The 24,787-nt window shown below is 67.0% G+C and carries 28 protein-coding genes; 14 read left to right on the top strand and 14 right to left on the bottom strand.

Features of this window, described 5'->3' with window-relative positions:
- Positions 1 to 12: 12 nt before the first annotated feature.
- Entirely contained in the window at positions 13 to 663 is a 651-nt protein-coding gene (locus tag ACJH6I_RS10840) for a hypothetical protein (protein ID WP_318984077.1), read from the bottom strand.
- Positions 664 to 844: 181 nt separating this feature from the next.
- Here ACJH6I_RS10840 and ACJH6I_RS10835 point away from each other — a divergent pair, with 181 nt between their 5' ends.
- Complete coding sequence (locus tag ACJH6I_RS10835) at positions 845 to 1,483, top strand: TetR/AcrR family transcriptional regulator (RefSeq protein WP_318984078.1); 639 nt, start codon at positions 845 to 847, stop codon at positions 1,481 to 1,483.
- 101 nt (positions 1,484 to 1,584) lie between these two features.
- A complete protein-coding gene (locus ACJH6I_RS10830) occupies positions 1,585 to 1,794 on the top strand; it encodes a hypothetical protein (RefSeq protein WP_318984079.1) in 210 nt (69 codons plus the stop codon).
- Between the two features lie 13 nt (positions 1,795 to 1,807).
- On the opposite strand, the gene ACJH6I_RS10825 is transcribed toward ACJH6I_RS10830, so the two are convergent.
- The 5 genes from ACJH6I_RS10825 to ACJH6I_RS10805 all read right to left on the bottom strand — a co-directional run bounded on the left by ACJH6I_RS10825 (position 1,808) and on the right by ACJH6I_RS10805 (position 6,923).
- Complete coding sequence (locus ACJH6I_RS10825) at positions 1,808 to 2,719, bottom strand: AraC family transcriptional regulator (RefSeq protein ID WP_318984080.1); 912 nt, start codon at positions 2,717 to 2,719, stop codon at positions 1,808 to 1,810.
- A 35-nt stretch (positions 2,720 to 2,754) separates the two neighbouring features.
- A complete protein-coding gene (locus ACJH6I_RS10820) occupies positions 2,755 to 3,504 on the bottom strand; it encodes an SDR family oxidoreductase (protein WP_318984081.1) in 750 nt (249 codons plus the stop codon).
- Between the two features lie 32 nt (positions 3,505 to 3,536).
- Positions 3,537 to 4,865 carry a flavin monoamine oxidase family protein gene (locus tag ACJH6I_RS10815; RefSeq protein ID WP_406784055.1) on the bottom strand — a complete coding sequence of 443 codons (1,329 nt, stop codon included), beginning with the start codon at positions 4,863 to 4,865 and terminating at the stop codon, positions 3,537 to 3,539.
- 2 nt (positions 4,866 to 4,867) lie between these two features.
- Positions 4,868 to 6,217, bottom strand: a complete 1,350-nt coding sequence (locus tag ACJH6I_RS10810; RefSeq protein ID WP_406784054.1) for a flavin monoamine oxidase family protein — start codon at positions 6,215 to 6,217, stop codon at positions 4,868 to 4,870.
- Positions 6,218 to 6,308: 91 nt separating this feature from the next.
- A complete protein-coding gene (locus tag ACJH6I_RS10805; RefSeq protein ID WP_318984084.1) occupies positions 6,309 to 6,923 on the bottom strand; it encodes a TetR/AcrR family transcriptional regulator in 615 nt (204 codons plus the stop codon).
- A 161-nt stretch (positions 6,924 to 7,084) separates the two neighbouring features.
- Between ACJH6I_RS10805 and ACJH6I_RS10800 the strand changes: the two genes are divergently transcribed.
- Genes ACJH6I_RS10800 through ACJH6I_RS10785 form a run of 4 tightly spaced genes read left to right on the top strand, consistent with a single transcriptional unit; the run spans position 7,085 to position 10,830 of the window.
- A complete protein-coding gene (locus ACJH6I_RS10800; RefSeq protein ID WP_406784053.1) occupies positions 7,085 to 7,921 on the top strand; it encodes an ABC transporter permease in 837 nt (278 codons plus the stop codon).
- Positions 7,922 to 7,931: 10 nt separating this feature from the next.
- On the top strand, positions 7,932 to 8,684 hold the full coding sequence (locus tag ACJH6I_RS10795; protein WP_061003688.1) for an ABC transporter ATP-binding protein: 753 nt from the start codon (positions 7,932 to 7,934) through the stop codon (positions 8,682 to 8,684).
- Between the two features lie 12 nt (positions 8,685 to 8,696).
- Positions 8,697 to 9,722: an ABC transporter substrate-binding protein gene (locus ACJH6I_RS10790; RefSeq protein WP_061003686.1), complete on the top strand. Its 1,026-nt coding sequence runs from the start codon at positions 8,697 to 8,699 to the stop codon at positions 9,720 to 9,722.
- Between the two features lie 10 nt (positions 9,723 to 9,732).
- A complete protein-coding gene (locus tag ACJH6I_RS10785; protein WP_061003685.1) occupies positions 9,733 to 10,830 on the top strand; it encodes an LLM class flavin-dependent oxidoreductase in 1,098 nt (365 codons plus the stop codon).
- On the opposite strand, the gene ACJH6I_RS10780 is transcribed toward ACJH6I_RS10785, so the two are convergent.
- Positions 10,827 to 11,714 carry an SCO6745 family protein gene (locus ACJH6I_RS10780; RefSeq protein WP_406784052.1) on the bottom strand — a complete coding sequence of 296 codons (888 nt, stop codon included), beginning with the start codon at positions 11,712 to 11,714 and terminating at the stop codon, positions 10,827 to 10,829. The genes ACJH6I_RS10785 and ACJH6I_RS10780 overlap by 4 nt on opposite strands.
- Positions 11,715 to 11,907: 193 nt before the next feature.
- Between ACJH6I_RS10780 and ACJH6I_RS10775 the strand changes: the two genes are divergently transcribed.
- Positions 11,908 to 12,930 (top strand): fused (3R)-hydroxyacyl-ACP dehydratase subunits HadA/HadB, encoded by a 1,023-nt coding sequence (locus tag ACJH6I_RS10775; protein WP_053854963.1) that lies wholly within the window; start codon positions 11,908 to 11,910, stop codon positions 12,928 to 12,930.
- Positions 12,931 to 12,934: 4 nt separating this feature from the next.
- Here ACJH6I_RS10775 and ACJH6I_RS10770 read toward each other — a convergent pair whose 3' ends face one another.
- Positions 12,935 to 13,396 (bottom strand): nuclear transport factor 2 family protein, encoded by a 462-nt coding sequence (locus ACJH6I_RS10770; protein WP_207546808.1) that lies wholly within the window; start codon positions 13,394 to 13,396, stop codon positions 12,935 to 12,937.
- A 122-nt stretch (positions 13,397 to 13,518) separates the two neighbouring features.
- Here ACJH6I_RS10770 and ACJH6I_RS10765 point away from each other — a divergent pair, with 122 nt between their 5' ends.
- Together ACJH6I_RS10765 and ACJH6I_RS10760 are read left to right on the top strand one after the other, a co-directional pair.
- A complete protein-coding gene (locus tag ACJH6I_RS10765; RefSeq protein ID WP_064858882.1) occupies positions 13,519 to 14,589 on the top strand; it encodes an oxygenase MpaB family protein in 1,071 nt (356 codons plus the stop codon).
- A complete protein-coding gene (locus ACJH6I_RS10760; RefSeq protein ID WP_064858881.1) occupies positions 14,586 to 15,149 on the top strand; it encodes a peroxiredoxin-like family protein in 564 nt (187 codons plus the stop codon). Before ACJH6I_RS10765 ends, ACJH6I_RS10760 begins: the two co-directional genes overlap by 4 nt.
- 8 nt (positions 15,150 to 15,157) lie before the next feature.
- Here the strand turns inward: ACJH6I_RS10760 and ACJH6I_RS10755 are convergent, their stop codons facing one another.
- A complete protein-coding gene (locus ACJH6I_RS10755; RefSeq protein ID WP_061005475.1) occupies positions 15,158 to 15,781 on the bottom strand; it encodes a TetR/AcrR family transcriptional regulator in 624 nt (207 codons plus the stop codon).
- A gap of 135 nt (positions 15,782 to 15,916) precedes the next feature.
- Between ACJH6I_RS10755 and ACJH6I_RS10750 the strand changes: the two genes are divergently transcribed.
- Genes ACJH6I_RS10750 through ACJH6I_RS10740 form a run of 3 tightly spaced genes read left to right on the top strand, consistent with a single transcriptional unit; the run spans position 15,917 to position 18,466 of the window.
- Positions 15,917 to 16,147 (top strand): hypothetical protein, encoded by a 231-nt coding sequence (locus ACJH6I_RS10750; RefSeq protein ID WP_061005466.1) that lies wholly within the window; start codon positions 15,917 to 15,919, stop codon positions 16,145 to 16,147.
- 7 nt (positions 16,148 to 16,154) lie between these two features.
- Complete coding sequence (locus tag ACJH6I_RS10745) at positions 16,155 to 17,051, top strand: hypothetical protein (RefSeq protein ID WP_061005464.1); 897 nt, start codon at positions 16,155 to 16,157, stop codon at positions 17,049 to 17,051.
- 50 nt (positions 17,052 to 17,101) lie between these two features.
- Positions 17,102 to 18,466, top strand: a complete 1,365-nt coding sequence (locus ACJH6I_RS10740; protein WP_406784051.1) for an ABC1 kinase family protein — start codon at positions 17,102 to 17,104, stop codon at positions 18,464 to 18,466.
- Here ACJH6I_RS10740 and ACJH6I_RS10735 read toward each other — a convergent pair.
- Positions 18,463 to 19,833 carry a flavin monoamine oxidase family protein gene (locus ACJH6I_RS10735; protein ID WP_406774457.1) on the bottom strand — a complete coding sequence of 457 codons (1,371 nt, stop codon included), beginning with the start codon at positions 19,831 to 19,833 and terminating at the stop codon, positions 18,463 to 18,465. The genes ACJH6I_RS10740 and ACJH6I_RS10735 overlap by 4 nt on opposite strands.
- Positions 19,834 to 20,080: 247 nt before the next feature.
- On the opposite strand from ACJH6I_RS10735, the gene ACJH6I_RS10730 reads away from it, so the two are divergent.
- Positions 20,081 to 21,913, top strand: coding sequence for a DUF222 domain-containing protein (locus ACJH6I_RS10730; RefSeq protein WP_406784050.1), 1,833 nt, complete (start codon positions 20,081 to 20,083; stop codon positions 21,911 to 21,913).
- Between the two features lie 18 nt (positions 21,914 to 21,931).
- Here ACJH6I_RS10730 and ACJH6I_RS10725 read toward each other — a convergent pair whose 3' ends face one another.
- A complete protein-coding gene (locus ACJH6I_RS10725) occupies positions 21,932 to 22,207 on the bottom strand; it encodes a hypothetical protein (RefSeq protein ID WP_212807709.1) in 276 nt (91 codons plus the stop codon).
- Between the two features lie 83 nt (positions 22,208 to 22,290).
- Positions 22,291 to 22,893: a TetR/AcrR family transcriptional regulator gene (locus ACJH6I_RS10720; RefSeq protein WP_406774455.1), complete on the bottom strand. Its 603-nt coding sequence runs from the start codon at positions 22,891 to 22,893 to the stop codon at positions 22,291 to 22,293.
- Between the two features lie 102 nt (positions 22,894 to 22,995).
- On the opposite strand from ACJH6I_RS10720, the gene ACJH6I_RS10715 reads away from it, so the two are divergent.
- On the top strand, positions 22,996 to 23,463 hold the full coding sequence (locus ACJH6I_RS10715) for an SRPBCC family protein (RefSeq protein WP_406774454.1): 468 nt from the start codon (positions 22,996 to 22,998) through the stop codon (positions 23,461 to 23,463).
- 59 nt (positions 23,464 to 23,522) lie between these two features.
- Here ACJH6I_RS10715 and ACJH6I_RS10710 read toward each other — a convergent pair whose 3' ends face one another.
- Entirely contained in the window at positions 23,523 to 24,149 is a 627-nt protein-coding gene (locus ACJH6I_RS10710) for a TetR/AcrR family transcriptional regulator (RefSeq protein WP_406774453.1), read from the bottom strand.
- A 52-nt stretch (positions 24,150 to 24,201) separates the two neighbouring features.
- A complete protein-coding gene (locus tag ACJH6I_RS10705) occupies positions 24,202 to 24,738 on the bottom strand; it encodes a DinB family protein (RefSeq protein WP_406774452.1) in 537 nt (178 codons plus the stop codon).
- Between the last annotated feature and the right edge of the window lie 49 nt (positions 24,739 to 24,787).

Genomic DNA, 24,787 nt, shown 5'->3' with positions numbered 1-24,787 from the left:
ATCTGGGATCCGTCAGCGAGGCGTGCGCAGCGCGAAGTATCCAATCTTGCTGAACCGGTCGGCGCCGGTGTTGAACAGAATCTTGCCGAGGTAGACGCCGGGTACCAGCTCCACCAACTCGTCGCGGATGCTGCGGATCACCAGCCGCGGATTGGATTCCACGTTGGCGTAATCGATGACCATCACCTGGCGGTCGGGATCGTCCTTGCCGGCTTCGACATACGTGGCGAAATCGAAGGCGAGTTTGCCCGACTCGGCGTCACGCATCGAGTACAGCGGCCACAGCAATTTGCCGACCAGGCCGGTGCTGCGCGTCAGCCGGTTGTCCCCGGTACCACTGTCCGAGTCGAAGCGTTTGCCCTGCCACGGCATCCAGAGAGCGGTGACGGCCCGGGTCACCGTGTCCAACGCAGGGTTGGTCGTCATCATGACCAGGATGCCCTCGGTCGGACCGTCCAGATCGACGGGCGGCGTACCCAGCCGGAAAAGGTCGTTGAGCTGTGCTTCGGCGGCATCGGCATTGTTGTCGGCCAAGGTGGAGAGCTCGACGATCCAGCTCCACGCCGAGTCGACCGCGCCCGGTTGACCCTCCGCCGCCGATTTTCGCAACCATTCCAACCTGTCGTCCGCAGCAGAATCTGCGGTGGTTTCTTGTTCGCTCATCGGCACCATTTCCGTTGAATTTCGAGTACCCGCGGAGCATGATAGTGATCTGCGCCACTCTTCGCGGGTGTTTCAAGACGATCGTCCAAACTTTGCCGGCGCGTGCAGAAGTGCCTGATCAGAGGAATAGACTTAGAATTTCCCGCCAGTTCACTGCCACCTCATCAGCCACTGGAGCCCTGTGGATACCGCCTCGAGCCGCGTTGCAGGCCGGTTGTCGGGTCCGCGCGGACAAAAGTTCGCTGCGCGCCGCCAGGCACTGGCCGCCCAGGCCACCAGCGGGCTTGCTGAACTGGGTTTCGCGCGGGCCAGCATGCGCGAGCTCGCCCAGCACTGCGAGATATCGCTCGGCGTTCTGCATTACTACTTCGACGACAAGGACGACCTCGTCATGTGCTGCGTGCGGCAGTACAAGGACAACTTCATCGACCGGTACAACTCCATCGTCATCGACGGCAGCTCCGGGCCGGAGCTCAAGACCCGCATCAGCGGGGCGCTGAGCAATTCCCTGCGCGAGTCGGCCGTCATGCACCGGCTCTGGTACGACCTGCGCACGCAGGCGCTCTTCGACGACCGTTTCGCCGCCAGCATCAACGAGATCGATGACAGCCTCGCCGCGCTCACATGGAAGGCCGTCATCGCCTACGCCGAGCTCACCGAGTCCGCCGTCATCGTCACGCCCGCCATCGTCTACGCGACGGCCGACGGCCTGTTCCACCGCGCGTTGCGCGACCTGATCACCGGAGACACCGACGCGCCACAACGACTCGCACACGAAATCGAGTCGGCGCTGGACGATTTCGTCGGGTCGCCGGCCTGAGCATCCGCCCGGGGTCGCTCGCGACGCCCTACCGTGGTCGGACATCAAGATCAGCCCTCGGCGCGATGTCTGCGACCGTGCGGATTCGTAGCGTCGATGCCATGACACACGCACACGTTCCGACCCCCGCAGAAATGCTGCGGGATTGGCTGCGCCACAGCGCTCAGCAGTTCGCCGACGCGGTCACCGCAGCCGGCACGTGGATTCAGAGCCGCACACATTGGCCTGAACACCGGGCCGAATACTACCCGCCGCGGCGCGACGAGTCCTTCGAGGAAGCGGCCATGGCCCGCGAAATGTACCGGCTCTGAGGCGCTTTCACCGCTACTCCGGCCCGCGATCGCCGCGTTTGGCGAACTCGGCCGGCGAGCATCCGACAACCCGCGCGAATGCCGCGCTGAAGGCGCTTGCCGAGCTGTAGCCGACCTTGCCGGCAATCGCCGACAGCCCGGGCCGGTCGCCCAGCAGCATTTCCCTGGCCCGCGCGACCCGCCATTCCGTGAGGTACTGCATCGGCGGGATGCCGACGGTGCGGGAGAACCGCTCGGCAAAGACGGCCCGGGACATGCCCGCCGTGCGCGCCAGCTTCTCCACCGTCCACGGCGCGGCCAGATCTGCGTGCAATGCCCGGAGCACCCCGGACAACGCCGGATCAGCCAGTCCCCCAAGCAATCCCTGCTCGACCGACGCGTGGTCGGTCTCGAACCGCCACGCCTCGATGAGCAGCACCTCGACCAGGCGCTCGAGGATCAGGTCCCGGCACCGGTTGTGCTCGCCGGCCTCCTCGGCGATCAGCTCCACGATGCGGCCGAGTCGGGCCGCGCCCGGTTCGCCGCGCCGAATGAGAATCGCCGGGGGCAACAGCCGGGCAACCAGTTCCGCGTTCGCGCGATCGAACTGGAAGTATCCACCCAGCATCCGCATGGTCGGCGCGCTGTCGCCGTAGGCGGCGTCACCCTCGATGTCGATCGGCGCATCCGTGGGCGGCAGCGCCGGATCGCTCGCCAACACGAAGCTCGGTGTCTCCGGCAACAGCAGGAAGTCGCCCGCGCGGAGTTCGATCGCGTCGCCGTCCTCGGGACGGAACCAGCATGCGCCTTCGAGCATCACACAGAAGGACGGATCGGTATAGCGCGGCTTGCGGACGCTCCATTGACCGCCACCGGCCACGATCTTCGACCGCACCGCCCGGCACCGCAACAGCGCGACGATGAAATCGAGCGGGTCCGTTGCCATTTCGACACGGTACCCGCGACCGGGCGAGTACGTGTCTATTCGCTGTGCGCGGCGACGAGGGCCAGCGCGTCCGGGCCCGCCGCGAACCGCAGCCGGCCCGACGTATCGGTCGCGGCCTGGTAGACGACCTCGGCCACGTCGGACGCCGTTGTGAACACGTCGACGTCGCCGAACGCGGCCATGACCGGTCCCGCGAACTCCTCGTATTCCGTCGGCAGCAGGCCGTCCATCCGGTCGGCGCCGTTGGCGGCGAAGTTGGTGCCCGGTCCATAGCCGGGCTCGACGAGTTTGGCAGCCACTCCGAAGAATTCGAGCTCCAATGCCAGCGAGCCGGTGAAACCCTCGATCGCCGCCTTGCTCGCGGTGTACACCGCCGCCAGCGGCATCGGCGCCAAGGTCGCACTGGAGGTCACGTTCACGATGACACCGGACCGCCGTTCACGGAATTGCGGGACCACCGCCTGCGTCATCGCGATGACGCCAAAGGTGTTGGTCTCGAACACCTCCCGTGTCGTCGCCATCGGGGTGGCCTCGAACGCGCCCACCACCCCGACGCCGGCATTGTTGACCAGCACGTCGATCGGGCCGGCGGCCGCGATGGCGCCGGCGATGCTCTGCGGATCCGTGACGTCGAGCGCCAACACCCGGACGCGGTCCGAGTCCGGAAGTAGCTCGGGCCGTGGCGTTCTCATGGTCGCGACGACATTCCAGCCTTGCGCATGGAAGTGCCGGGCGATCTCCAGCCCGTAGCCCGACGAACAACCCGTGATCAGCACTGTCTTCATAGCTCAAAACGTAGAGTCACCGAACGCGACGATCAATGCGCTTTCGTCTGAGATTCATGCGTGATCGTCTTGGCGACCTCCCGCGCTGCGCGATCACCGGCCTCGATCGCCCCTTCGATGTAGCCGGCATGTTCGGTCGCCGTCTCCGTTCCGGCCCAGTGAATCCGTCCGGTGGGCGTCGACGCCACGGGGTAGAAGCCGTCGCGGGTGCCCGGCACCGGCAACGCGGAGTAGCCACCACCGGCGAACACGTCTCGGTGCCAGGACTTTTCGTGCCAACTCGCCGGTCGCTCGACGTCGTTCTCGAGGCGCTGAGCCAGCCGGCGTAGCAGCAAGGCGCGGCGGCTGTCGGCATCCAGGTCGTCGAGTGCGCGGGCCGCGGGTCCGCCGACCAGCATGCACAGATGGCCGGGACCGACCGGCGGCGAGGTATCGAAGACCGCGACGCTGGGCTCCCCGAGCAGCACGCATTCCGCATCGCCGCGCGCCCGCCAGAACGGCGTGTCGTAGACCGCGATGGCCTTGTAGACCGTCCCCATGAAGGTGTTGCGCTGCAAGGCCATCCGTTCGGGCGGCAATGGCGGTTCGAACGCGATGTTCTTCGTCATCGGTGGCGGTACCGAGACGATGACCCGCTGCGCCGCCACCGTGCCGGTGCTGGTGTCGAGGACCACGCCGTCGATGGTCTGACGGATGGCGGTGACGCGGCAGCTCGTCCGGACCCGCGCACCGAGCGCGGCGGCGAGTCGCTCAGCGAGCGTGCCCGCACCCTCCGCCACGAGTGAATCCTGCGCTCCGCCGCGTGTTTTCATCATGGTCTGCAGGCCGCCCTGATAGCGGACCAGCTCGAGAAAGGCCTGCACCGAAAGCTGATCGGGCGCGGCACACGACGTGGTCTCGACCAATACCCCGAGCAGTCGACGCGCGCGGTCGGACGGAATCCGGTTCAGCCAGGACTGCACCGTCGCGGTGTTCCACCGGCGCGGCACGGGAAGCCGGCTGAGCAGCTCGGCGGTCGCCAGCGCGGCATGGGCCGCGAGCATCGGCGGCGAGTTCGGTGGGACGGTCTGCGCGCCGTCGATGATCACGGGCGCCGTCGGCGTGTGCATCTGGAAACGCGTCGCGCCGAGTTCGTCGACCAGATGTTCAAACCTGTGGTGTCCCTGGCCGATCCACTGACCACCGAGATCGAGTCGCGAACCGAGCGCGGATGTCTCGGCCAGCGTCCGTCCTCCCACCCGGTCCGCGGCCTCGAGCACCAGGACGTCGATACCCTGCCGCTGGAGGTCGCGCGCGGCGATCAGACCGGATACGCCGGCGCCGACGATCGCCACGGCGGTCTGCTGTGTTTCGGTGTTCATGGTCACGCCCCTTCGGCCAGGATGGCGTCCGCCGCACGGTAGCCGGATCGAATCGCGCCGTCCATGTAGCCGTTCCAGACATCGGAGGTCTCGGCGCCTGCCCAGTGGATACGGCCGACGGGCGCCGCCACGGCCTTGCCGTACTGCGTCCACACACCTGCGGCCAGCCGGCCGCCGTAGCAGCCCCGGCTGAATTCCTCAGCGGTCCAGTCTTGTTCGAGAACGTCGAAGGGGTCGGCGGCCCGCGGACCGAAGTACTTCACCAGATTCCGGGTGACGAGGTCGCGGCGCTCCGCGGCGGTGAGTTCTGCCGCCCGCCGGGCGTGTGCGCCCTCCAGGAACCCGACGAGGACGCCACAGGAGCTGTCGGCCGGCGAGTTGTCGAGCACGACGTTGAACTCGTCGTCGAGGCTCATGACGAAGCCCGACAGACCGGCATCGCGCCAGAACGGCGTCGGATACCCGATGTTGAACTTGATGACCGAGCCCGCAGGGAACTGCTGGGTCAGCGCATCGCGCGCCGCGGGCAGCGGCGGGCTGTAGCGGAGCCGCCCGGCGAGAGTCTGCGGTACCGCGACCACGACGCGGTCCGCCGCGAGCTGCCCACCGTCGTAGGTCACCGTGACCCCAGAGGCATCCTGGGCGATGCCGCTGACAAAGGTGTTGAGCCACAAGGCATCTCCGAGTTCGGCGGCTATGCGCTCCGAGATTTGGTGGGTGCCGCCGACCACGCGGGACTCCTGTGCGCCGCCGGTGGTCGAGATGAGCACCTCGAGGCTCGTCCCGGATTTGACGTAGAACAGAAAGTGCAGGAGCGACAGTTCAGGCGACTCGGCGGAGAACAGCGCGGGAACGATCAGGCGAAAGAACCGCAGCGCCACGGCGTCGGTCGTCTGGCCGACCAACCATTGGTCGAGCGCCTGGCGGTCCAGGTCGGTCGCGCCGGCCGTGGTCCACGGCGAGCCGGTGTCGACGGTCTGGGCGAGCTGCTCGATCTCCAGCCAGAGCCGCCCGACCTCGGCGAGGGTCTCCGGCGGAAGACCGAACGTCTCGTCGGCGTAGCGGTGGTTCTGTCCGTCGTAGACGGTGATCGCATCCCCTTCGTCGTAGGACGCGAACGTCTCCAGCCCCAGTTCATCGATCAGGGCCAGCACCGCGTCCTGTGTCGGCCCGACCCACTGGCCGCCCATCTCCACCGGCACCCCGTTGCTGAGCGTGCCGCCGAGGTTGCGGCCGGCCACCCGGTCCCGCGCCTCGAGCACCACCACGGTTTTTCCGGCCTGGCTGAGCTTGCGCGCGGCGCTGAGCCCGGCCAGTCCGGCTCCCACGATGACGACGTCGACACGATCCATGGCGTTCTCCTGACGCTTACCGAATTCCAAGTCATACAACTGACTGACTTTGACGATAAGGCACATCTGCGCTGGCGGCAAGGTCGCTCGCTCAGTCCGAGGAGACGGGCTGCACGGCGGCGGCCCCGAGAATCATGGTGATGAGCGTGTCGAGATCCTCGTCTGCGCGCACCGGATCGGGATCGACGACGTACTGTACGATCAGTCCGTCGATGCCCGCGAGGATCGTCCGCGCGATACTCCGATAGCCGATCGCCACCGTCTCGTTCGCCCGTGCGGCGGCCTGCTCGCACCAGTGGGCCACGACGTCGACATACCGCTCGTACTGCCAGCGCGCGAGGTCTTCGAGCCCGGGAGTGCGCAGCGCTTGGACCACCAGCTCGAACTGGACCAACTGCAAATTGTTGTGGCCCACCACCAACGTCTGCCAGAAGCCGCGGATACCTTGCCGGACGGCATGTTCCAGGCCGTCGTCGAGATCGGCCGAGGTACGCAGAACCTCCGCGATCTCCTCGACCACGTCCTCGATCACGGCACGCAGCAGCTTCTGCTTCGTCGGGAAGACGTGTTGCAGTGTGCCGAGCGGAATTTGCGCCTCATCGGCCACCGCGCGCATGGTCGTGCGGGCGACGCCGTCGCGAACCAGCACGTCGCGCGCGGCGGCGATGATCTGCCTGCCCCGTACGGCTGACTCGACGTAGACCACCTGCCGACCCCTCGATCGATTCCTCTGACAGGCGTGAGACTACGCGCCCCCGTTCCCGTGGAATCAGGGCGACGGTAAATCTTCACAGCCCGTGGACAGCCTCCTACTTTCGGTGTGATGGCGTGCGCGCCTGACCGATAGCCGACGACGTGAGGAGCGTGATGACCACCCGCGAGGCCCCGGTGGCCGCCGCGGCACCGGGTACCGAACCTGCTGCAGTGCAGCCGGTTTCCTGGATCAGCCGCGTCCGCGCTCGGCGCTGGGAAATCCTCCGCTGGCTGTCACCGCTGGCGGTGCTCATCCTGTGGCAGGCCGGCAGCGCGTGGGGCCTCATCGATCCCGAGGTCCTGCCGGCACCGCAGACCATCGCGGAGGCCGGCATCGAGCTGATCGGCAACGGTCAACTCGCCGAAGCATTGCGCGTTTCGGGAATCCGCGCGGCCGAAGGACTCATCCTCGGCGGCGTCATCGGCGCCGCTCTCGGCGCCCTCGTGGGCTTCTCGAAGTGGGCGGACGCCACGGTCGACCCGACGATGCAGATGATCCGGGCACTGCCCCACCTCGGCCTGATCCCGCTGTTCATCGTCTGGTTCGGCATCGGCGAACTCCCCAAGGTGCTGATGGTCGCGTTGGGTGCCGCGTTCCCGCTCTACCTCAATACCTCGTCGGCAATCCGCCAGGTCGACCCCAAGCTCTTCGAAACGGCTGCCGTACTCGGCTTTTCGCCCCTGCAACGGCTGCGGACCGTCGTCATCCCCAGCGCCGCACCCCAGGTACTGGTGGGCCTGCGGCAATCGCTTGCCATCTCGTGGCTCACGCTCATCGTCGCCGAGCAGATCAACGCCGACTCAGGTGTCGGCTACCTCATCAACAACGCGCGCGACTTCCTCCGCATCGACGTGATCATCTTCGGCCTCGTCGTCTACGCGCTGCTCGGCATCATCACCGACGCACTGGTGCGGATTCTGGAGCGCCGTGCTTTGCGCTACCGCGTCTGAAAGGCACCCTGTGACAGCACTTTACGAAGTACCCGTGGAACCGCCGGTGGTATCGGAACCGCCCGCAGCGGAGTTGCGTTCGGTATCCAAGTGGTACGGCGCCAATCGGGTGCTCGACGAGGTCAGCCTCCGCGTGAAGCGCGGCGAGATCGTCGCGCTCGTCGGGCGCAGCGGTTCCGGAAAATCGACGATACTGCGGGTGCTTTCCGGCATCGCCGGTGATTTCCAGGGCGAGCGCGAGGTACAGGGCGCGCCGGCCGTCGCCTTCCAGGAACCCCGGCTGTTCCCGTGGCGGTCCGTTCGCGACAATGTCCGATACGGCCTGACCCGCGCCAAATTGTCTCGCGCCGAGGCGCTTTCCCGCGCCGACCAGGCCCTGGACGAGGTGGGCCTGGCAGACAAGGCGCAGGCGTGGCCGCTGACCCTGTCCGGTGGTCAGGCGCAGCGGGTGTCCCTGGCCCGCGCGCTGGTGGCGGAGCCCCAACTGCTGTTACTCGACGAGCCCTTCGGCGCGCTCGACGCCCTCACCCGACTGTCGATGCACCGCCTGCTGCTGAACCTCTGGCGCCAGCACAACTTCGGGGTGCTCCTGGTCACGCATGACGTGGACGAGGCCATCGCACTGGCCGACACCATCGTCGTGCTGGAGAACGGACGGGTGGCGCACACCCTGCCGATCGCGAATCCCCGACAACCACACGGTCAGCGCGACCAACGCACCGACGACTACCGCACCGAGCTACTGACGCGGCTCGGTGTCTGACAGGAGAAGACTGTGACGCATTCCCGGGCAGCACGGCTGCTCTCCATCCTGGCCGCCGGAGCACTGCTCACCGCCTGTGTCTCCAGCCGCGACACCAAGAACGAAGTGGCTGTGCCCCAGACAGTTCCGGCAGCGGACCTGTCCGGACTGACGCTGCAGGTGGGTGATCAGAAGGGCGGTACCGAGTCGTTGCTCCGGGCCGCCGGGGAGCTCGACAACGTGCCCTACAAGGTGCAGTTCTCGACGTTCACCTCCGGACCGCCCCAGGTCGAAGCGGCTACCGCGGGCAAGATCGACTTCGCCGTCACCGGGAACACGCCGCCGATCTTCGGCGCTGCGGCAGACGCGAAAATCCGCGTCATTTCGGCCTATTCGAACAGCGCGGCCGGTGACCAGATCCTCACCCCCGCCGGCTCAGCGGTGCATACCGTGGCCGACCTCCGCGGGAAGAAGGTCGTCGTCGGCAAGGGCAGCTCGGCACACGGCCATCTGTTGCTTCAGCTGCAGAAGGCCGGCCTGACGGTCAAGGACATCCAGCTGGTGTTCCTGCAGCCGGCCGACGCCTTCACCGCACTGAGCCAGGGGCAGGCCGATGCCTGGGCCATCTGGGATCCGTACACGGCCCTGGCCCAGAACCAGCTCAAGGTCCGTACCGTCGTCACCGCCGAAAGCGTCACCAACGGCTACGGATTCGGCATCGCCTCGGTGGCCGCGCTGCAGGACGCCAAACGCAACAGCGCGCTGGCCGACTTCGTCCAACGGGTGGCGCGGGCCTCGCTCTGGGCCAAGGACCACCCCGACGAGTGGTACCAAAAGTACGCTGCCGCAATCGGAATCGATCCGCAGGTGGCCCGTGTCGCGCAGTCTCGGAGCCTGCGGCTGCCCATTCCCATCAACGATGCGGTGATCGCCTCTGAGCAGCAGCTCGCCGACGCGTTCACACAATCCGGACAGATCGACCACAAAACCGCCTTTTCGCAGTTCGTCGACAACCGGTTCGGCGATCAGTTGTCACAGTTCTGGACCACCGCAAAATAGGAGGATCGTCTTGTCCGCCAAGTTCTTCTGGTTTCTGCCCACAAACGGTGACAGTCGCTCGATCGTCGGCGCGTCGCACGCGTCATCGCACCACACGGTCCCCGCGGGATACCGCAAGCCCAGCCTGCGCTACCTCGGTGAAGTGGCCCGCGCCGCCGACCGGCTCGGGTACGAGGGGGTGCTGACCCCGACCGGAACCTGGTGTGAGGACGCCTGGTTGACGTCGGCAGCCCTGCTCGAGCAGACCGAACGACTCAAGTTCCTGGTCGCCTTCCGGCCCGGTCTGGTGCCGCCCACCCTGGCCGCGCAGCAGGCAGCGACTTTCCAGCGATTCTCCGGAGGACGGCTGCTGCTCAACATCGTCAGCGGCGGCGACGATGTCGAGCAGCGCCGCTTCGGCGACTGGCTCAGCCACGATCAGCGGTACGAACGCACCGGTGAATTCCTCGAGATCGTGCGCGACGTCTGGCGCGGCGGCCCCGTGGACTACCGCGGCAGGCACTACTCCGTCACCGATGCCCGCGTCTCCGAACCACCGAACCCGTTGCCGCAGCTGTACTTCGGTGGATCGTCACCGGCCGCGCTGCCCATCGCGGCGGAGCATGTCGACGTCTATCTGACGTGGGGTGAACCGCCGGCCGCCGCGGCCGCCAAGATTGCACAGGTGCGCGAACTGGCCAAAGCCCGCGGCCGCACCCTGCGGTTCGGCATCCGACTGCACACCATCACCCGCGACACCTCCGCAGCCGCCTGGGCCGTCGCCAATTCTCTGCTGGCCGAGTTGACGCCCGAACAGATCGCCAAAGCCACAGCACTGCATGCCAATTCCGAATCCGAGGGGCAACGGCGCATGACCGCGCTGCACGGTGGACGGCTCGACCACCTCGAGGTCTACCCGAACCTCTGGGCCGGTGTCGGTCTGGTCCGCGGTGGCGCCGGGACCGCACTCGTCGGCAGCCATGAAGAAGTCGCCGCGCTGATCTCCGAGTACCACGACCTGGGATTCGACGAGTTCATCCTCTCCGGCTACCCACACCTCGAAGAGGCCTACTGGTTCGCCGAAGGCGTGCTGCCGCTGCTGCGCAAGCGCGGTGCCCTGGCCGCCTAGTCCAGGTTTGCGCTGGGATCGTCGAGATCGCTGTGCTGCAACGCCATCGGGGTGATGGCCGGTAGATCGCCGCCGGCGACCACCATCCGGGCGATCGGGGTCAGCGCCTGGAACAGCGTCTCGACCTCGGCGTCGCTCAGCACGTCGAGCGTCGGCAGCGCGGCCGCGTCGGTGCGGTACTCGATGTCGTTCTTCAGCTCGCGTCCCGCGTCGGTCAACGAGCCGTCCGCCGTCACCAGGCCCCGCGCCGCCAGCCGCGCGGTGACGGCGTCCCACTCGGCGTCGTCGTAGTCGCGCGTGGACACGACCTTGTCCCGGGTGGTGCGGCCCGCCGCGACGTGCAGCACGTTGGATTCACGGCCGGTGATGCCGGCCGCCACGAGAGCGGCCACATGGGCGTCGCCCCGCTGTTCGCGCAACAAGGTTGCCGCGTGCCACAGCGCGGCCACCGGCTCGTCGGGCCACGGCGCCGCGGACAGGGCGGCGAACAACGGCCGGCCGTCGACGGCTGCGCCGCGCGCGACCCGGCCGAGCAGATCGGCGGCGGGACGCAGGGTGTCGTCTGCGGTGAGGCCGTAGCGGCGCAATGCGGCGACCGCGCCCGCTTCCCTGGCCGCGAGCGCCTGTTGAGGCGTCGCGATGTCCCACGCACCGGCGAGCGACTTCGCGACGCGGTGGGCGGCGAAGTTGTAGAAGATCGCCTCGACGACCTGCGGCGGCACCGGGCCCAGGGGCGCTGACCGGGTGACGAAGTAGCCGCTCCAGAAGCTGCGGTAGCCGAGGTCGACGGCCGCCGCGCGCGCCTCGGGCGCAAAGTACGTGATCGCGTGCACGGGTTCGTATCGCTCGAACAACCGACGGGCCAAGGTGGGTGTGCGGGCCATGATGCCAGTCAAGCACGCGGCCGCGGAGACCCGCGAACAGCCTCCGCGGGCCCCGGAATCACGTGGTTTTGGGCACATTTGCCGCCGCTCGGCGCAGGTAGACGGCGCATCGACGTGTGTTGCCGCCCCCACGCCGCGTAGGGTGCTTTGGTCGGCCTCAGCGAACATGTCGATAGAAAAGTTGGGCACAGTCATGACGACAGCAGCAGAAGCGTCGCCGCTCGAAGCGCGGATCGGCCACCACTACCAGATGGACGGCACCTACCTGGTCGGCCGCGAGAAGCTGCGCGAGTACGCCCGCGCGGTGCAGGACTACCACCCTGCGCACTGGGACGTCGCTGCCGCCAACGAGCTCGGCTATGCCGACGTGATCGCGCCGATCACGTTCACCTCGACGCCCGGCATGAAGTGCAACCGGCGGATGTTCGAGTCGATCGTCGTCGGCTACGACACCTACCTGCAGACCGAAGAGGTCTTCGAACAGCACCGCCCGATCGTAGCGGGTGACGAACTGGTCATCGACGTCGAGCTGACGTCCGTGCGCCGGACCGCGGGCCGCGACTTCATCACCGTGACCAACACCTTCACCGACACCAAGGGCGAGCGCGTCCACACGCTGCACACCACCGTCGTCGGCGTGACGGCCGAGGACATCGACGGCGACGTCAAGACGGCCGTGCAGAAGGCGATGATGCACGACATGAACATCCTGGACATCGGCTCGGAGGAGTACCGCAAGACGGTGCGCCCCGAGGGAGAGGTCCGGATCGCGACCGACGCGGCCCGCACGCCGGGCACTCCGTCGTTCGATGACGTATCCGTCGGTGACGAACTGCCCGCGAGTCACCTGCGGCTGTCGCTCGGCGATCTCGTGAACTACGCCGGTGTGGCCGGCGACGCCAACCCGATTCACTGGGACAAGGACCTGGCGCAGCTGGCCGGCCTGCCCGACGTCATCGCCCACGGCATGCTGACCATGGGTCTGGGTGCCGGATACGCCTCGACGTGGTCCGGCGACCCCGGTGCCGTGAGCCGCTACACCGTGCGCCTGTCGGCGCCCGCGGTGGTGCCGGCCACCGAAGGCTGCGACATCGAGTTCAGCGGCAAGATCAAGTCGCTGGATCCCGAGACCCGCACGGGTGTCGTCATCGTCGGCGCGAAGTCGGGCGGCAAGAAGATCTTCGGCCTCGCGACCATGGACGTCCGCTTCCGCTGATCCGCTACTGCGGGAACAGAACCGCGGGATTACCCGACATCGCCGACCACCGGCTGATGCGGTTGACGATGCGCCAGCCTTCGGGCCGCCTGGCCCAGGTGTCGGTGTATTCGCCGTTGGTGTCGAAGGTGTCCGCCGAGAGCGGGCCGAGGCCCTGGTGCCGGGCCTGTACGTACGCCCGGGTCACTGCCGTGTCGTCGTCGCGCACCTCGACCTGGATCGAACCGATGAGATGCTGTGTGCCGCCGCACTTTTCGAGATATCGGCGGAACGTCGCCACCAGCGCGGGCAGGCCTGACTGCGGCCCTTGGTCGCCATAGTCGAACGTGACGTCGTCGGCGAAGACCTGCGAAGCCTCCGCCCAGCGCTTGCCGTCGACCACGCGCGCGAACGTGCCCAAGCCCGTCCGCAACTCCTCGGCGTCCACCAACTTCTGCACGGCGCTGTGCGTTGCGGCGTCTGACATCCAGTTCTCCGTCCTGCTCGTCCTCCGCATCCTATGGCGGTCGCAAGTCTTGTCGGCCCGTCCCGATTGGAGTAACGTCGCCATTGGAATAACGTTGCTATCTCAATGAGCACGGAGGAACCATGAAATCCGTCCGCCTCCAGGACGTCGCGATGCCCAAGGCAGAGCGCCAGAGGATCGACCGCCGGTACGACTTCCTGCTGAAGCTGCACGGCAAGAACGGGAAGAAAGCTCTGGCGATAGCGGAGGCCCCCCGGATCGACAACGGGTACTTCGGGCCCGATTCGATCAGCTGGAAGGTCTACGAGAACGTCATGGTTGCCGGAATGGGCGCCCTCTCAGGACTTTTCATCTCGGTGCTGGACCCCGACGGGGCCTACGGCGTCGGTCACCACACCACGTACTACTACGACACGATCGGCCGGATCCGGCGCAGCCTCCACTTCTTCGCCGGCGCCGTCGCGGGCGACACCACAAGCGCCGAAAAAGTGGGAGTTGACCTGTTCCGCAAGCACTCTCACATCACCGGCGAGGTCCCCGCGACCGGCGAGCTGTTCCAGGCCAACCACGTCGAGACGCTCAAATTCACTTATGTCGTGGGCTGGCCGCACCTGTGGCGCGCGTACAAGGCATTCGGAGACCCCAATGCGACCGACGACGACGAGCGCCAGTTCTACCGTGAGCAGGTCAAGGTCTGTCAGCTGATGGGTATGCCGGCGGGCGAGCTGCCGGACACCCCCGAGGAAGTCGAAGCGTGGGTGCAGCGGGCCGAGCAGGAGCTCATGGCATTCACGCGCCCGGCGCAGGAACTCACCGACTTCATGACCCATCCACCGGTGACACCACTGAACCCGAACCTCGTCATCGGAAGTCTTATGCGGGTGGCGATCTGGGCCGCCATCCCGCTACTGACACCGTATGTGCGACAGATCTGCGGCCTCGAGGACTACCGGATGCGGCCACGGCTGGGCACCCTGTTGGTCAAGGCGACCGTCAAGGCGCTGCAGAACCCGATCTTCGACCGCATCTTCATCCCGTACTTCGGCCCCGAGATGTGGGGGTATCTGCACAACGTGATTCGCCACGCCGACAGCACCGGCTTCGTCGAGATGACGCACGACCCCGGCCTGACGCTGCAGCACGGCAAGCGCGGCACGATGTGCCCGTTCGCCGTTGTGGGAGCGGTCAGTTGAGCCGGGTTGACGTCATCAGCAATGAGCGGGTGTTCGATGACCGGCACCACCTGCACGAGTTTCAGGACTTCTGGCGCGACGGACCGGTGGCGCTGGTGTTCCTACCGCAGTTCGGCAGCGCTTTCGGCCTGGCGCAGGCCAGAGAGCTGACCGGTCGCTTCGATGAGGTGGAAGCGCTTGGCGCCCAGGTGATCCTGATCGGCATCGGCACGTCGATCCAGGGCTTCACATTTCGAAAGCGGTCCGGAGCCCGCACTCCCGTGATGGTCACCGAGGACCACACCCTTTACCGCACAATGGGATTGGCCGCCCGACCGCGATGGTTGAACCCGATCCGGAATGCGAGCGCATTTCTCGACTTCGTCCGGGCCGGGATCTACCCCTATCAGCGCACCGGCGATCCGCGCCGGCTGGGTGGCGTGTTCGTCGTAGAACGAGGCGGGCGACGGGTCGCGTGGGAACACCGTGCGCGGTACGCCGCGGACCTGGCGGCCGGGAGCGACGTGGTCGCAGCGCTCCGCGCCGTTGCGGCACAACGGGTGACGGCGGGGACGGACTGACTCGGGCTCTATTTGCCGACGACGAGCGCGTCGAACCACAACCGCATGTTGGCGACCATCAGCGAAGCGCCCCGCTCGGCGTCGATCGTGCCCAGCGCCTGGGCCATCGCGATGCCGGCGCCGGTCGCCACCGCCACTTCGATGGCGTCGTCCATCAGCGGGTGATCGGCCGGAACCCCTTCGGGCACAGCATCTTCCAGCAGCACCCGCGTCGATTCCTTGAACCGTTCCAGCGCCTCACGGGCCTTGCCGAGCTGCTCAGGGTCGTGGAAGGTGCTGGTGACATACTCGGCGGTCAGCACGACGAGGTTGGGCTCGGCGCCGATGCGGGCCCACCAACTCGCGAGCGCCGCCAGCCTGTCGTCGGTGGAGACGCCGGCCGCCACGAGCGGTCCGAGCAGTTGATTGAGTTCGGCCATGGAACGGTTGCGGATCACCTCGAGGCACAGCGCTTCCTTGCCCTCGAAGTTGCTGTAGACCGCGCCGATGGTTCGTCCCGCCTCCGCCGCGATGGCCGCGAGCGACGTGGCGTGGTACCCGTTGGCGTAGAACTGTTGCTCTGCGGCATCCAGCAATTCCTGCCGCGTCTGCGCTTGACTCTCCGCCCGAGTCAGCACCTTCCGAGCCGCCACCACGTCCTCCACATCCTCCGCACGACGAGCCTCGATACTATCGCTATCCAGATAACAGGCCAGCTTAAGGGCCCTTTTCGCCGCGATCGCAGCCTTTCGGATAATTGCACCATCCGAATGTGATAATTATTTAGGATGGACAAGGCCGTAACCACGGGTACCGACAACCCGTTGCTCGACGAGCTCGGACAACCGCGGGCAGTACTCGAGAAGCTCACCCCCGAGGAATCTGCCCAGCTGCTCAGCCTGCTCAAGAAGGCGAAGGTGGCCCATCAGCGCAGCCTGAACGACTCGCTCGACGATGGGCTCAAGGTACTGCCCCGGCTGATCCGGCCCGCCGCCCGCAAGATCCTGTTCGGAAGGTGACCCACTGATGGCCGACATCCTGACCCGTGCCCAGCTGTCGCTGCTCGCCGCGCTGCTGCAGACCGACGCCGCAAACCTGGCCAGTCTAGAACGGCTCGGCGCCGACGACCTCAAAGCCCTCCGCGGAGCGCTGTCCGACGCGCTGTTCGACGAACAGGCCGAAGCCTTCGCACGCGTGGGCAAGCTCGCGCCACTCGTCCCAAATGCTTTGGTGGTGACCGTGGCTCACCGCGCGGTGCCGCCGGAAGTCGCGGGGCGCGTCGGCGGCGCCGTGGGACTGGCACACGGAGACCGCGCCATCGGGGTGCTGTCCGGGCTGAAGCCGGCGTACCTCGCCGACGCGGCGCCGTACGTCGACCCACGCGTCATTCCCCACTTCGCCCCGCGACTGCCCGCCAAGCTGCTGATCCCGGCCGCGAGGGAACTGCTGCGACGCCGCGACTACCTGACTGCGTCGCGGTTCGTCGAATTCGCCACCGACGAGCTCATCGTGGCGTTCGAGCGAGCCATCGATGACGACGAGGGCATCATCCTGACTGGCGTCCTGGTATCGGACACGCACGTCATGAACGACATCATGCGGGCCGCCGGACCGGACCGGTCCCTGCGGATGGCCCGGGCCGCGGCCGCGGGGAAGCCGGAAGTGCTCGCAGCATTGGTGTCGCTGCTGAACCGCATCGACCCCGAACTCGCGCGGCCCGCGGTCACCGAACTGCTCGGCCATCCCGACATCGACGTCGTGGTGCACGTACTCGAAGTCGCCACCGCCGAAGGCGTTGTCGTCGAGTTACTCGAGACCTCCGCCGTGCTGGACGGCGAGGCTCGCGCACGCCTGGCGAGTCTGGAGGCCTGGCAACGGATCACCCGCGAGGCAGAGTCCTGGGCACACGAGACACCTGCGTAGTCGGGCCGGTACGTTGATGGCGTCGTTGCACCGATTCCGTGGGAGGCAGCGTGGCACGCCGACTGCCTGAAGGGCGTCTTGCGCGGGGCGGCAAACTGGGCGCCCTCGCCGCGAAGCAGGCCGTGCGCGGCGGCCGCACCCGGCTGTCGATGGTCGGCCGGTCGGAACGCGCCAAGGAACTGCTGGCCGAGCGCGCCACCATCCAGATGGCCGAGAATCTCGTGACGGTGCTGGGCTCCATGAAGGGCGCCGCGATGAAGCTCGGCCAGATGCTGTCGGTGATCGAGCTGGATCTGGTGCCCGATTCGCATCGGGAGCAGTTTCGGGAAAAGCTCGCCGCGCTGCGGGATCAGGCGCCGCAGGCGCCGTTCAGCGCCATGCGCGAGGTCATGGAAACCGACCTCGGACCCTTGTCGGGCGTTTTCGCCGATTTCGACGAATCCCCCACGGCCGCAGCATCAATAGGCCAGGTGTACCGAGCGCGGTTGCGCGACGGCCGCGACGTCGCCGTCAAGGTTCAGTACCCGGGCGTGGATCGGGCCATCCAGGCCGACATGCGCAATCTCGCGCTGCTGATGAAGCTCTGGCGGTTGTGGCCATCAGCGAACACCGCCATGCTCGACGAGATCACCCGGAACTTCGAAAGCGAACTGGACTACCTGCGCGAGGCCGACACCCAGCGCGTCGTGGCCGAGCAGTACCGAGGACACCCGTTCATTGTCGTCCCCGACAGCGTGGTCGAGTTCTGCACGCCGCGGGTGCTGGTCACCGAGTACCTCGACGCCACGGGCTTCGAGCACATGCGCACGCTGCCGGCGGCCGACCGCAATCACATCGGAGAACTGGTCTACCGCTTCTATATCGGCTCGCTGTTCACCAACCATGAATTCTGCGGTGATCCCCACCCCGGCAACATCATGCTGGCCGCCGACGGACGGGTCGGCTTCGTCGACTTCGGGCTGTACAACCGGATGGACCCCGCGAACGTGGCATTCGAGCTCGATTGCTTCCACGCCGCGATCGAAGGCCGTGCCGACGACCTGTACCGCCTGATGCTGGGCCGCGGCATCGTGGACACGGAATCCGGTGTGACAGCCCAGGATTGCCTGGAGTACATCTGGGCCGCGAGCGAATGGCACATGATCGACGAGGACCTCACCATCACGCCTGAGCTGGCCACTGGCGCCGTCGTCTCGGCCATCGATCCGCGGCAGACCGAGTTCGCGGGGATGAAGCGGCAGATGCTGCCGCCCGAGCATGTCTTCTCCCGGCGCGCCGACTTCCTCACCTTCGGCACACTGGGACATCTGCAGAGCACCAACAACTGGTACCGCATCGGCCAAGAATGGTTCTTCGGCCGACCCGCGGAGACCGAGATCGGCCGCGAGATCGCGCGCTGGCGAGCGAGCCGTTAGCCCACGACGGCCACGCTGTCCGCGGCCAGCACCTCGGCAGCCGCCCGCTCCCCAGAGCGCACCGCACCGTCGATCCAGCCGCACATGATGGCCGAACTTTCCGTTCCGGCCCAATGGATCCGCCCGCACGGCGTCCGCAGCGCGTGGCCGAACTCGGTGAGCACGCCGGGCGGTGCGTGACTGATCATGCCGCCGCCGGAGTAGCGCTCGACCGTCCAGTTCTGCTCGTGGTAGCTCACCGGCGACGCGGCCTTCGCCCCGAACCGGTCGACCAGTTCGTTGACGACGACGGCCTTGCGTCCCGCCGGATCGAGCAGCCCGAGCCTGCGCGCGGCCGGGCCTTCGGTGATGACGCACATGATGCCCGGCGTGCCGGTGTCGGTGCAGGCGTCGATGGTCAGCGTGGCCGGACTGCCCGGTGCGGCCGATTGACCGCACAGGCCGTCCGCACGCCAGAACGCCGTCTCATAGACGACCGAGATCTTGTAGACGGCGCCGCTCGGCATGCGCCGGTGCAGGAACATCCGGTCGACGGGAAGCCCTGGCGCGTAATCGATTTGGGAAGCGACGGCCAACGGTACGGCGACGATCGCGTGCCGGGCCCGGACCGTCCGCCGCTCGGCGTGGACGGTCACCCCGTCGTCGTCCTGCGCGATGAGGTCCACCGGGCACGAAAGATGTAGCGCGGCACCGAGTTCGGCGGCCATCGGGCCGTAGATCGCTCCCATGCCGCCACGCACCCGGGCGTCCTGCGCGCCGCCGGCGTTGGAGATGACGAACACCGGTCCGCCACCGGACCCCATCTGATGCAACGCCCACAACAGTGATGTCTCCGATGCGGCAGAGGTGTACACCCCGGCCATGGCCATGTCGAGCATCTCGCGTGCCTGATGCGAGCGGATATTGCGATGCAGCCACTCTCCCAAGGTGATTCGGTCCCACTCGGCGGCCTTCTTGGCCTGCCACGGGGCGTCGAACGGGATGGTCTTGCACATCTGGCCGATCTCGAGGAGGCCGGCGCCGAGATTGGCGATGGCCCACGGGCTCATCGCCCACGGGATGGTGCCGGAGTACCGGTGCTTCTTGCCGTCGACGATCATCATGGCGTCGCCGTCGACGTACTCCTTGTATTCGGTCACGCCGTATTCGGCCATCAGGGCCTTGATGCGGTCCTGCCCCGGACCGACCCACGCGCCGCCGCGGTCGATCCACGTCCCGTCTGGGAGGACCTCGGTGAAGGTACGACCCCCGACCCGGTCCCGCGCCTCGAGCAGGGCCACCGAACGGCCCGCCTGTTTCAGCCGCAGGGCGGCGGTCAATCCTGCGAAACCCGCTCCCACAACACAAAAGTCGACATCGGCCGGCATGAGTCGCCCTTCGCTTCCGAAGTTCCGTTCTCGTTCCACACGCCTGCGATCAGGTGCGGTGGCCGGGCCAACTCATCGACGGCGAGGGTGGGCTGAGCTCAAGGTACGCCGGCCACCGTGGTGCCGAATCCGGATTCGCACAAAATATGCGCGCGCGTAAATGCGGATTCAGTCCGGCGCCGATAGCCTCGGCCCCCCAGCAGAAATGCGGTGGCACGCGTCGGACCCGTCTGGCATAATCGAACATATGTACGAACACGTAGGGATCGGGGCCGGCGGTGTGCTGGTTCACGATGCCTCTGTGGTCGATGCGGTGGTGCATTTCGCGCGGGTGTCGAATGTCGCTGAGTGCGGGAAGTTTCGGGCGATCGCTGATCTGGTGGCGTTGCGTGTCGATGACGAAGATGGTCGGCAGTGGTGGGCCTGTGATGGGTGGGATGCTGCGGTCGCCGAGGTGGGTGCGGCGCTGGGGATCGGGAAGCGTGAAGCGTCGGGGCAGTTGTCGATTGCGGTCGCGTTGCGGTTCCGGCTACCTCGGGTGGCGGCGGTGTTCGCCGACGGTGGGGTCTCAGCGCGGACGGTCGGGACGATCTGTTGGCGTACCCGTTTGGTGGAGGATCCCAATACGCTGGCGGTGATCGATGTTGCGTTGGCGGGGGCGCTGTCGGAGTGGGCGGGGTTGTCCCGCAAGAAGATTGAACGCAAGATCGACGGTTGGGTGCAGAAGTTCGACCCGGCCGCGGTGATCAAGGTGCGCTCGGCCGCGCGCCGGCGTGGGGTCGGGGTGGGCAAGCCCGATGATGAGACCGGGGTGGCGTCGATCTGGGGTGCGCTGCTGGCCACCGACGCCGAGCTGTTGGATCGGGTGCTGAACGAGATGGCCCGGCAGGTGTGTGAGGACGATCCGCGGACGTTTGGGCAGCGGCGGGCTGACGCGTTGGGGGTGTTGGCGGCTCGTGGGGATCGGCTGGTGTGCCAGTGCGGCAATCCGGATTGCCCGGCCGCTGGGCCTGATGCCCGGGCGGCGGCGGTGATGATTCATGTGCTCACCGATCGGCTGCCGGTGCCGGTGGCGGATCCGCTGCTCAGTGGGGATCCGGGCGCGCCCCCGACCCCGAATGCGCCTGCACCTGAGCCGGTGTTCACACCCGAACCTGAGCCTGAGCCCGCGCCGGTGGATGACCTGGCGCCCATGCCCGCGCCTGCACCGGCGGCCGACTCGGGGTCTGCCGACGCCCCGGCGCCTCCGGTGTTCGAACCGGCCGGCGACGCGGCGCCCACCCCCGGCGCTCATGCGGCGCACCCGCCGGTCCCGACTTCCGCTCCGACTTCCACCAAGCCCCCGGCGCCGGTGCGCACCCCGGTCGGTTATGTCCTCGGCGGCGGTGTGGTGCCCCCGGCGATGCTCGCGGACCTGGTGGCTCGCGGTGCGAAGGTCCGCACGGTCGCCTCGGCTGCGGATCTGGCTGAGGTGCCGCGCTACCGGCCGTCGGCGGCGATGGATGAATTCGTCCGGGTGCGGGCCATGACCTGCATGTTCCCGGGCTGCGATCAGCCCGCCACCGCCTCCGATATCGACCACACCATTCCGTGGCCGATCGGGCCGACACATCCGGGCAACCTCAGCCCGAAATGCCGCAAACACCACCTACTCAAAACCTTCTACGGCGGCCCTGACGGGTGGCAGGACCGTCAACAGCCTGACGGGACGATTGTGTGGACCGCACCCACCGGCCACACCTACATCAGCGTGCCCGAAAGTCGAATCCTGTTTCCCCGCACGGTCACCGACACCCCACTGCCGAACCCACCACCACAGGACACCGATCTGGACACCACCGCGGCTCCCGGCCGGGGCGTCATGATGCCCATCCGGCGCCGCACCCGCACCCAGAACCAGGCCCAGCAGATCGCCTACGAACGCGCCCGCAACCAAGCCGATATCGACGAGCGCGAAGCCGCACAAGAAGCCTTCGCCCGCCGACGCAAAGAACGCCAAGAACGCGAAGCCGCAGAAGCTGCAGAAGCCGCGGCGGCCGCAGAATCAGCAGAGCAACAAGACATCCCACCGCCACTGTGAGTGCAGCGTTAGTACGGGCTATACGTCGCCCGGCATGCCCGGCGGGCTGAGTGAACCGTCGACGTTCGGCACGACCGCGGGGGCCGGGATGCCACCTTCTGCGGCATTGTCGCCCGGGATCCCGTCGTCGGCCGGGGTCGAGAAGCCGCCGGGCCCACAGTTCCATTCCCACGGGAAACATGCCGGGAACGGCTGGATCGCCAGTGCGGCATCGGCCGGCGGGTTCGCGCCCAGTAGCGCGACAGCAACCGCACCCGCTCCCGCCGCCAGCACGCCATAGGTTCTCAACGCCATGGCAACCCCCAGTTCGCATCGTCAGATGCAACCGAAGCTACGCCGGCAAAGCCACACAAGGACCGGGAATCGGCTGATCGCCGCTAGGCGCCCGCGAGTTGGCCGACGACACCCATCGCGAGGTCTCTGGCGCGCATCAGCTCGGCGTCGTCGGCGAACAGTTCCCTTCGGTCGTTGCCGGCAGTGAGAAACGCGTCGATCTTGAACGCGTCGTCTGCCGGTGCCGACGAGCCCGCGACAGCCAGCTCGGTTTCCAGCAGCTTCAGCCAGCCACGCTTGAGCTTCCTGACCCCGTCCGCGACCGGACCGTCGCGACGGCCGTATTCGGCGGTGGTCGCCGCCATGAAACAACCACCGCGGAACACGCCGGCGGTCAGGTAGTCGACCCACGCGTCGATCAGCGCACGCAGCCGCGGCGCGCCGGGGGCCGCCTCGAGCGCCTTCGCGATGATCGTCTCGCGATAGATGTTTCGCGCCTCCGCCACCGCGGCGACCTGGATCGCCTCCCGATTCCCGAACACGGTGAGGATTCCGCTCTTGCTGACCCCGGTCGCCGTGGCCAGCGCGCCGACCGTGATCGAGTCGAGCCCGTGGGTCGTCGCGATCATCGCCGCCTCGTAGGCGACCTTCCGCCGGGTCGCGTCGCCGCGGACGCGTCGCCCATCCAACTGATCGTCGGTTGCCACCTCCGCATTTTATACGTGCGACTGGACGTAAATCTCTTTGATCATTACGCTCCGAAAGGCGTCCGATCGGACGTTCAATTTCGCGATGATGGGAGTGACGACATGCCTTCGAATCCGCAGCCGATACTCGAGGAGAGCATCGAGATCGCGGCCGCGCCCGAGACGGTGTGGACGTTGGTCAGCGACGTCCGCCGGATGGCCGAGTGGAGCCCACAGGTCGAATCGACCCGGTTGCGCGGCGGCGCCGAGCAGGTCGCGGACGGTGTCGAGTTCACCAACCTGAACAACAACGGCACCTTCCAATGGAAGACGCACGGCACCATCATCCGGTTGGACAACGGCCGCGAAATCGCTTTCCGGATCAAGGAGAACTGGGCCATCTGGTCCCTGCGCCTGGAGCCCACAGCGGGCGGGACCAAGCTCACCCAGCGGCGTGAGAGCCCCGACGGCAGCCCCGACGAGACGGTCCACGTCATTGACAATTACATGGGCGGGCAGGACGTCTTCACCGCATCCATGCGCGAGGGGATGCGCCAGACCCTGCAGGCGATCAAAGCCGCGGCAGAGTAGGCGACGCGGCCACGGCGGTTTCCCCTGCAGCGCAATCTGTTTGGTTATGGCTGTGTCGGTCAGGGCAGATTCATGCGCCAGTACAGCCCGGCCAGAAAGTCGGCCAGTTCAGCCGGCGTGGCCTCGAGATGTCCATCCGCCCAAGAGATCAGCAGTTCCGCAACGGCGCCCGACATGGCGAATGCCTTCATCCGAATATCGGCGGCACTGCTTTCGAACGATGAGGCTTCTGGCGTGGACCATCTCAAGAAACTGCCGGCGGTGCGGGCGAGTACTTCATTGCGGTGAACACCCGCACGACCGCCCGAGCCCAGACTTTCAACGAACAGAATGCGGATCATCCGCGGATCGTCCGACAACACGTCGACGGTTGCGCGCAGGGCGATCGACACGCGGGCAAAGCTGTCGACCGGCGCATCGACCATGGCGGCGTTCACCCGCGCATCGATCGCATCGGCAGCCGCATCGAACACCACACCGAACAATGCATTCAGATCGGTGAAGCTCTCGTAGAAATAGCGCTCTGTCAGGCCGGCCTCGGCCACCACGTCTTTGACGCGGACCGAACCTGAACCGGGAGAGCCAAACAAGCTCGTCCCGGCCTCGATCAGCTTCCGGCGCCGCTGGGCGATGCGCTCCTCGCCGGTGACGCCCCCGTATACGCGCCGCGTTCCGGAAACCGACACCCTTGGCCCCTTCGGTTCAGTTGATTCATGAGATGTCGCAAACGTACGTCTATCACCCGCGTGGGGCGACGTCATGCGCGTGGTGGACGATGTCGTGCAGGTGGTAGAGCGAAATGGTCGCGATGGTGAATTCGCTTCCATTACTGCGTAATCCGCGACGTTTCCAAGATTCCGCCGGCACATTGGCATAGGTGTCCGCGACGATGTTCGCGGCGTCGAACAGCTCGGTGGCGACCACGGCGGGGTCCTGCGAACCGTAGTCGTCGGCGATGGCCGTCTCGTCCTGGTCCCAGTTGGGGAACCGCGGATCCTCCTCGGTCAGCATCAGTCGGACGCGGTGGTCGAAGATTCGGTGCACGTCACGGATGTGGCATCCGTATTCGAGCGTTGACCAGACGTCGGGCCGCGGTCGCGACTTCACTCCGGAGCCGGCCAGGCGGTGCACCCAGTCAGCGGCATCGTCGCGGATCCGGCCGGCGACATCGGAGGGCTGGACGGACGACGCATCGAAGCCGCATTCAGGGCAGGCGCGCGTCAACACCCACGTCCAGTCCTTGGTGTCGGGCTCGATGGGCTCTGAAGTCGTCACGCGACCAGTGTCGCACCCGATCCGGTGCGGTGATTCGGATCGGTCCTCG

The sequence above is a fragment of the Mycobacterium sp. SMC-13 genome, assembly GCF_045311035.1.
Classification (GTDB): Bacteria; Actinomycetota; Actinomycetes; order Mycobacteriales; family Mycobacteriaceae; genus Mycobacterium.
The sequence above is the reverse complement of the archived record's forward strand: the minus strand, read 5'-3'. Positions and strand labels throughout refer to the sequence as shown.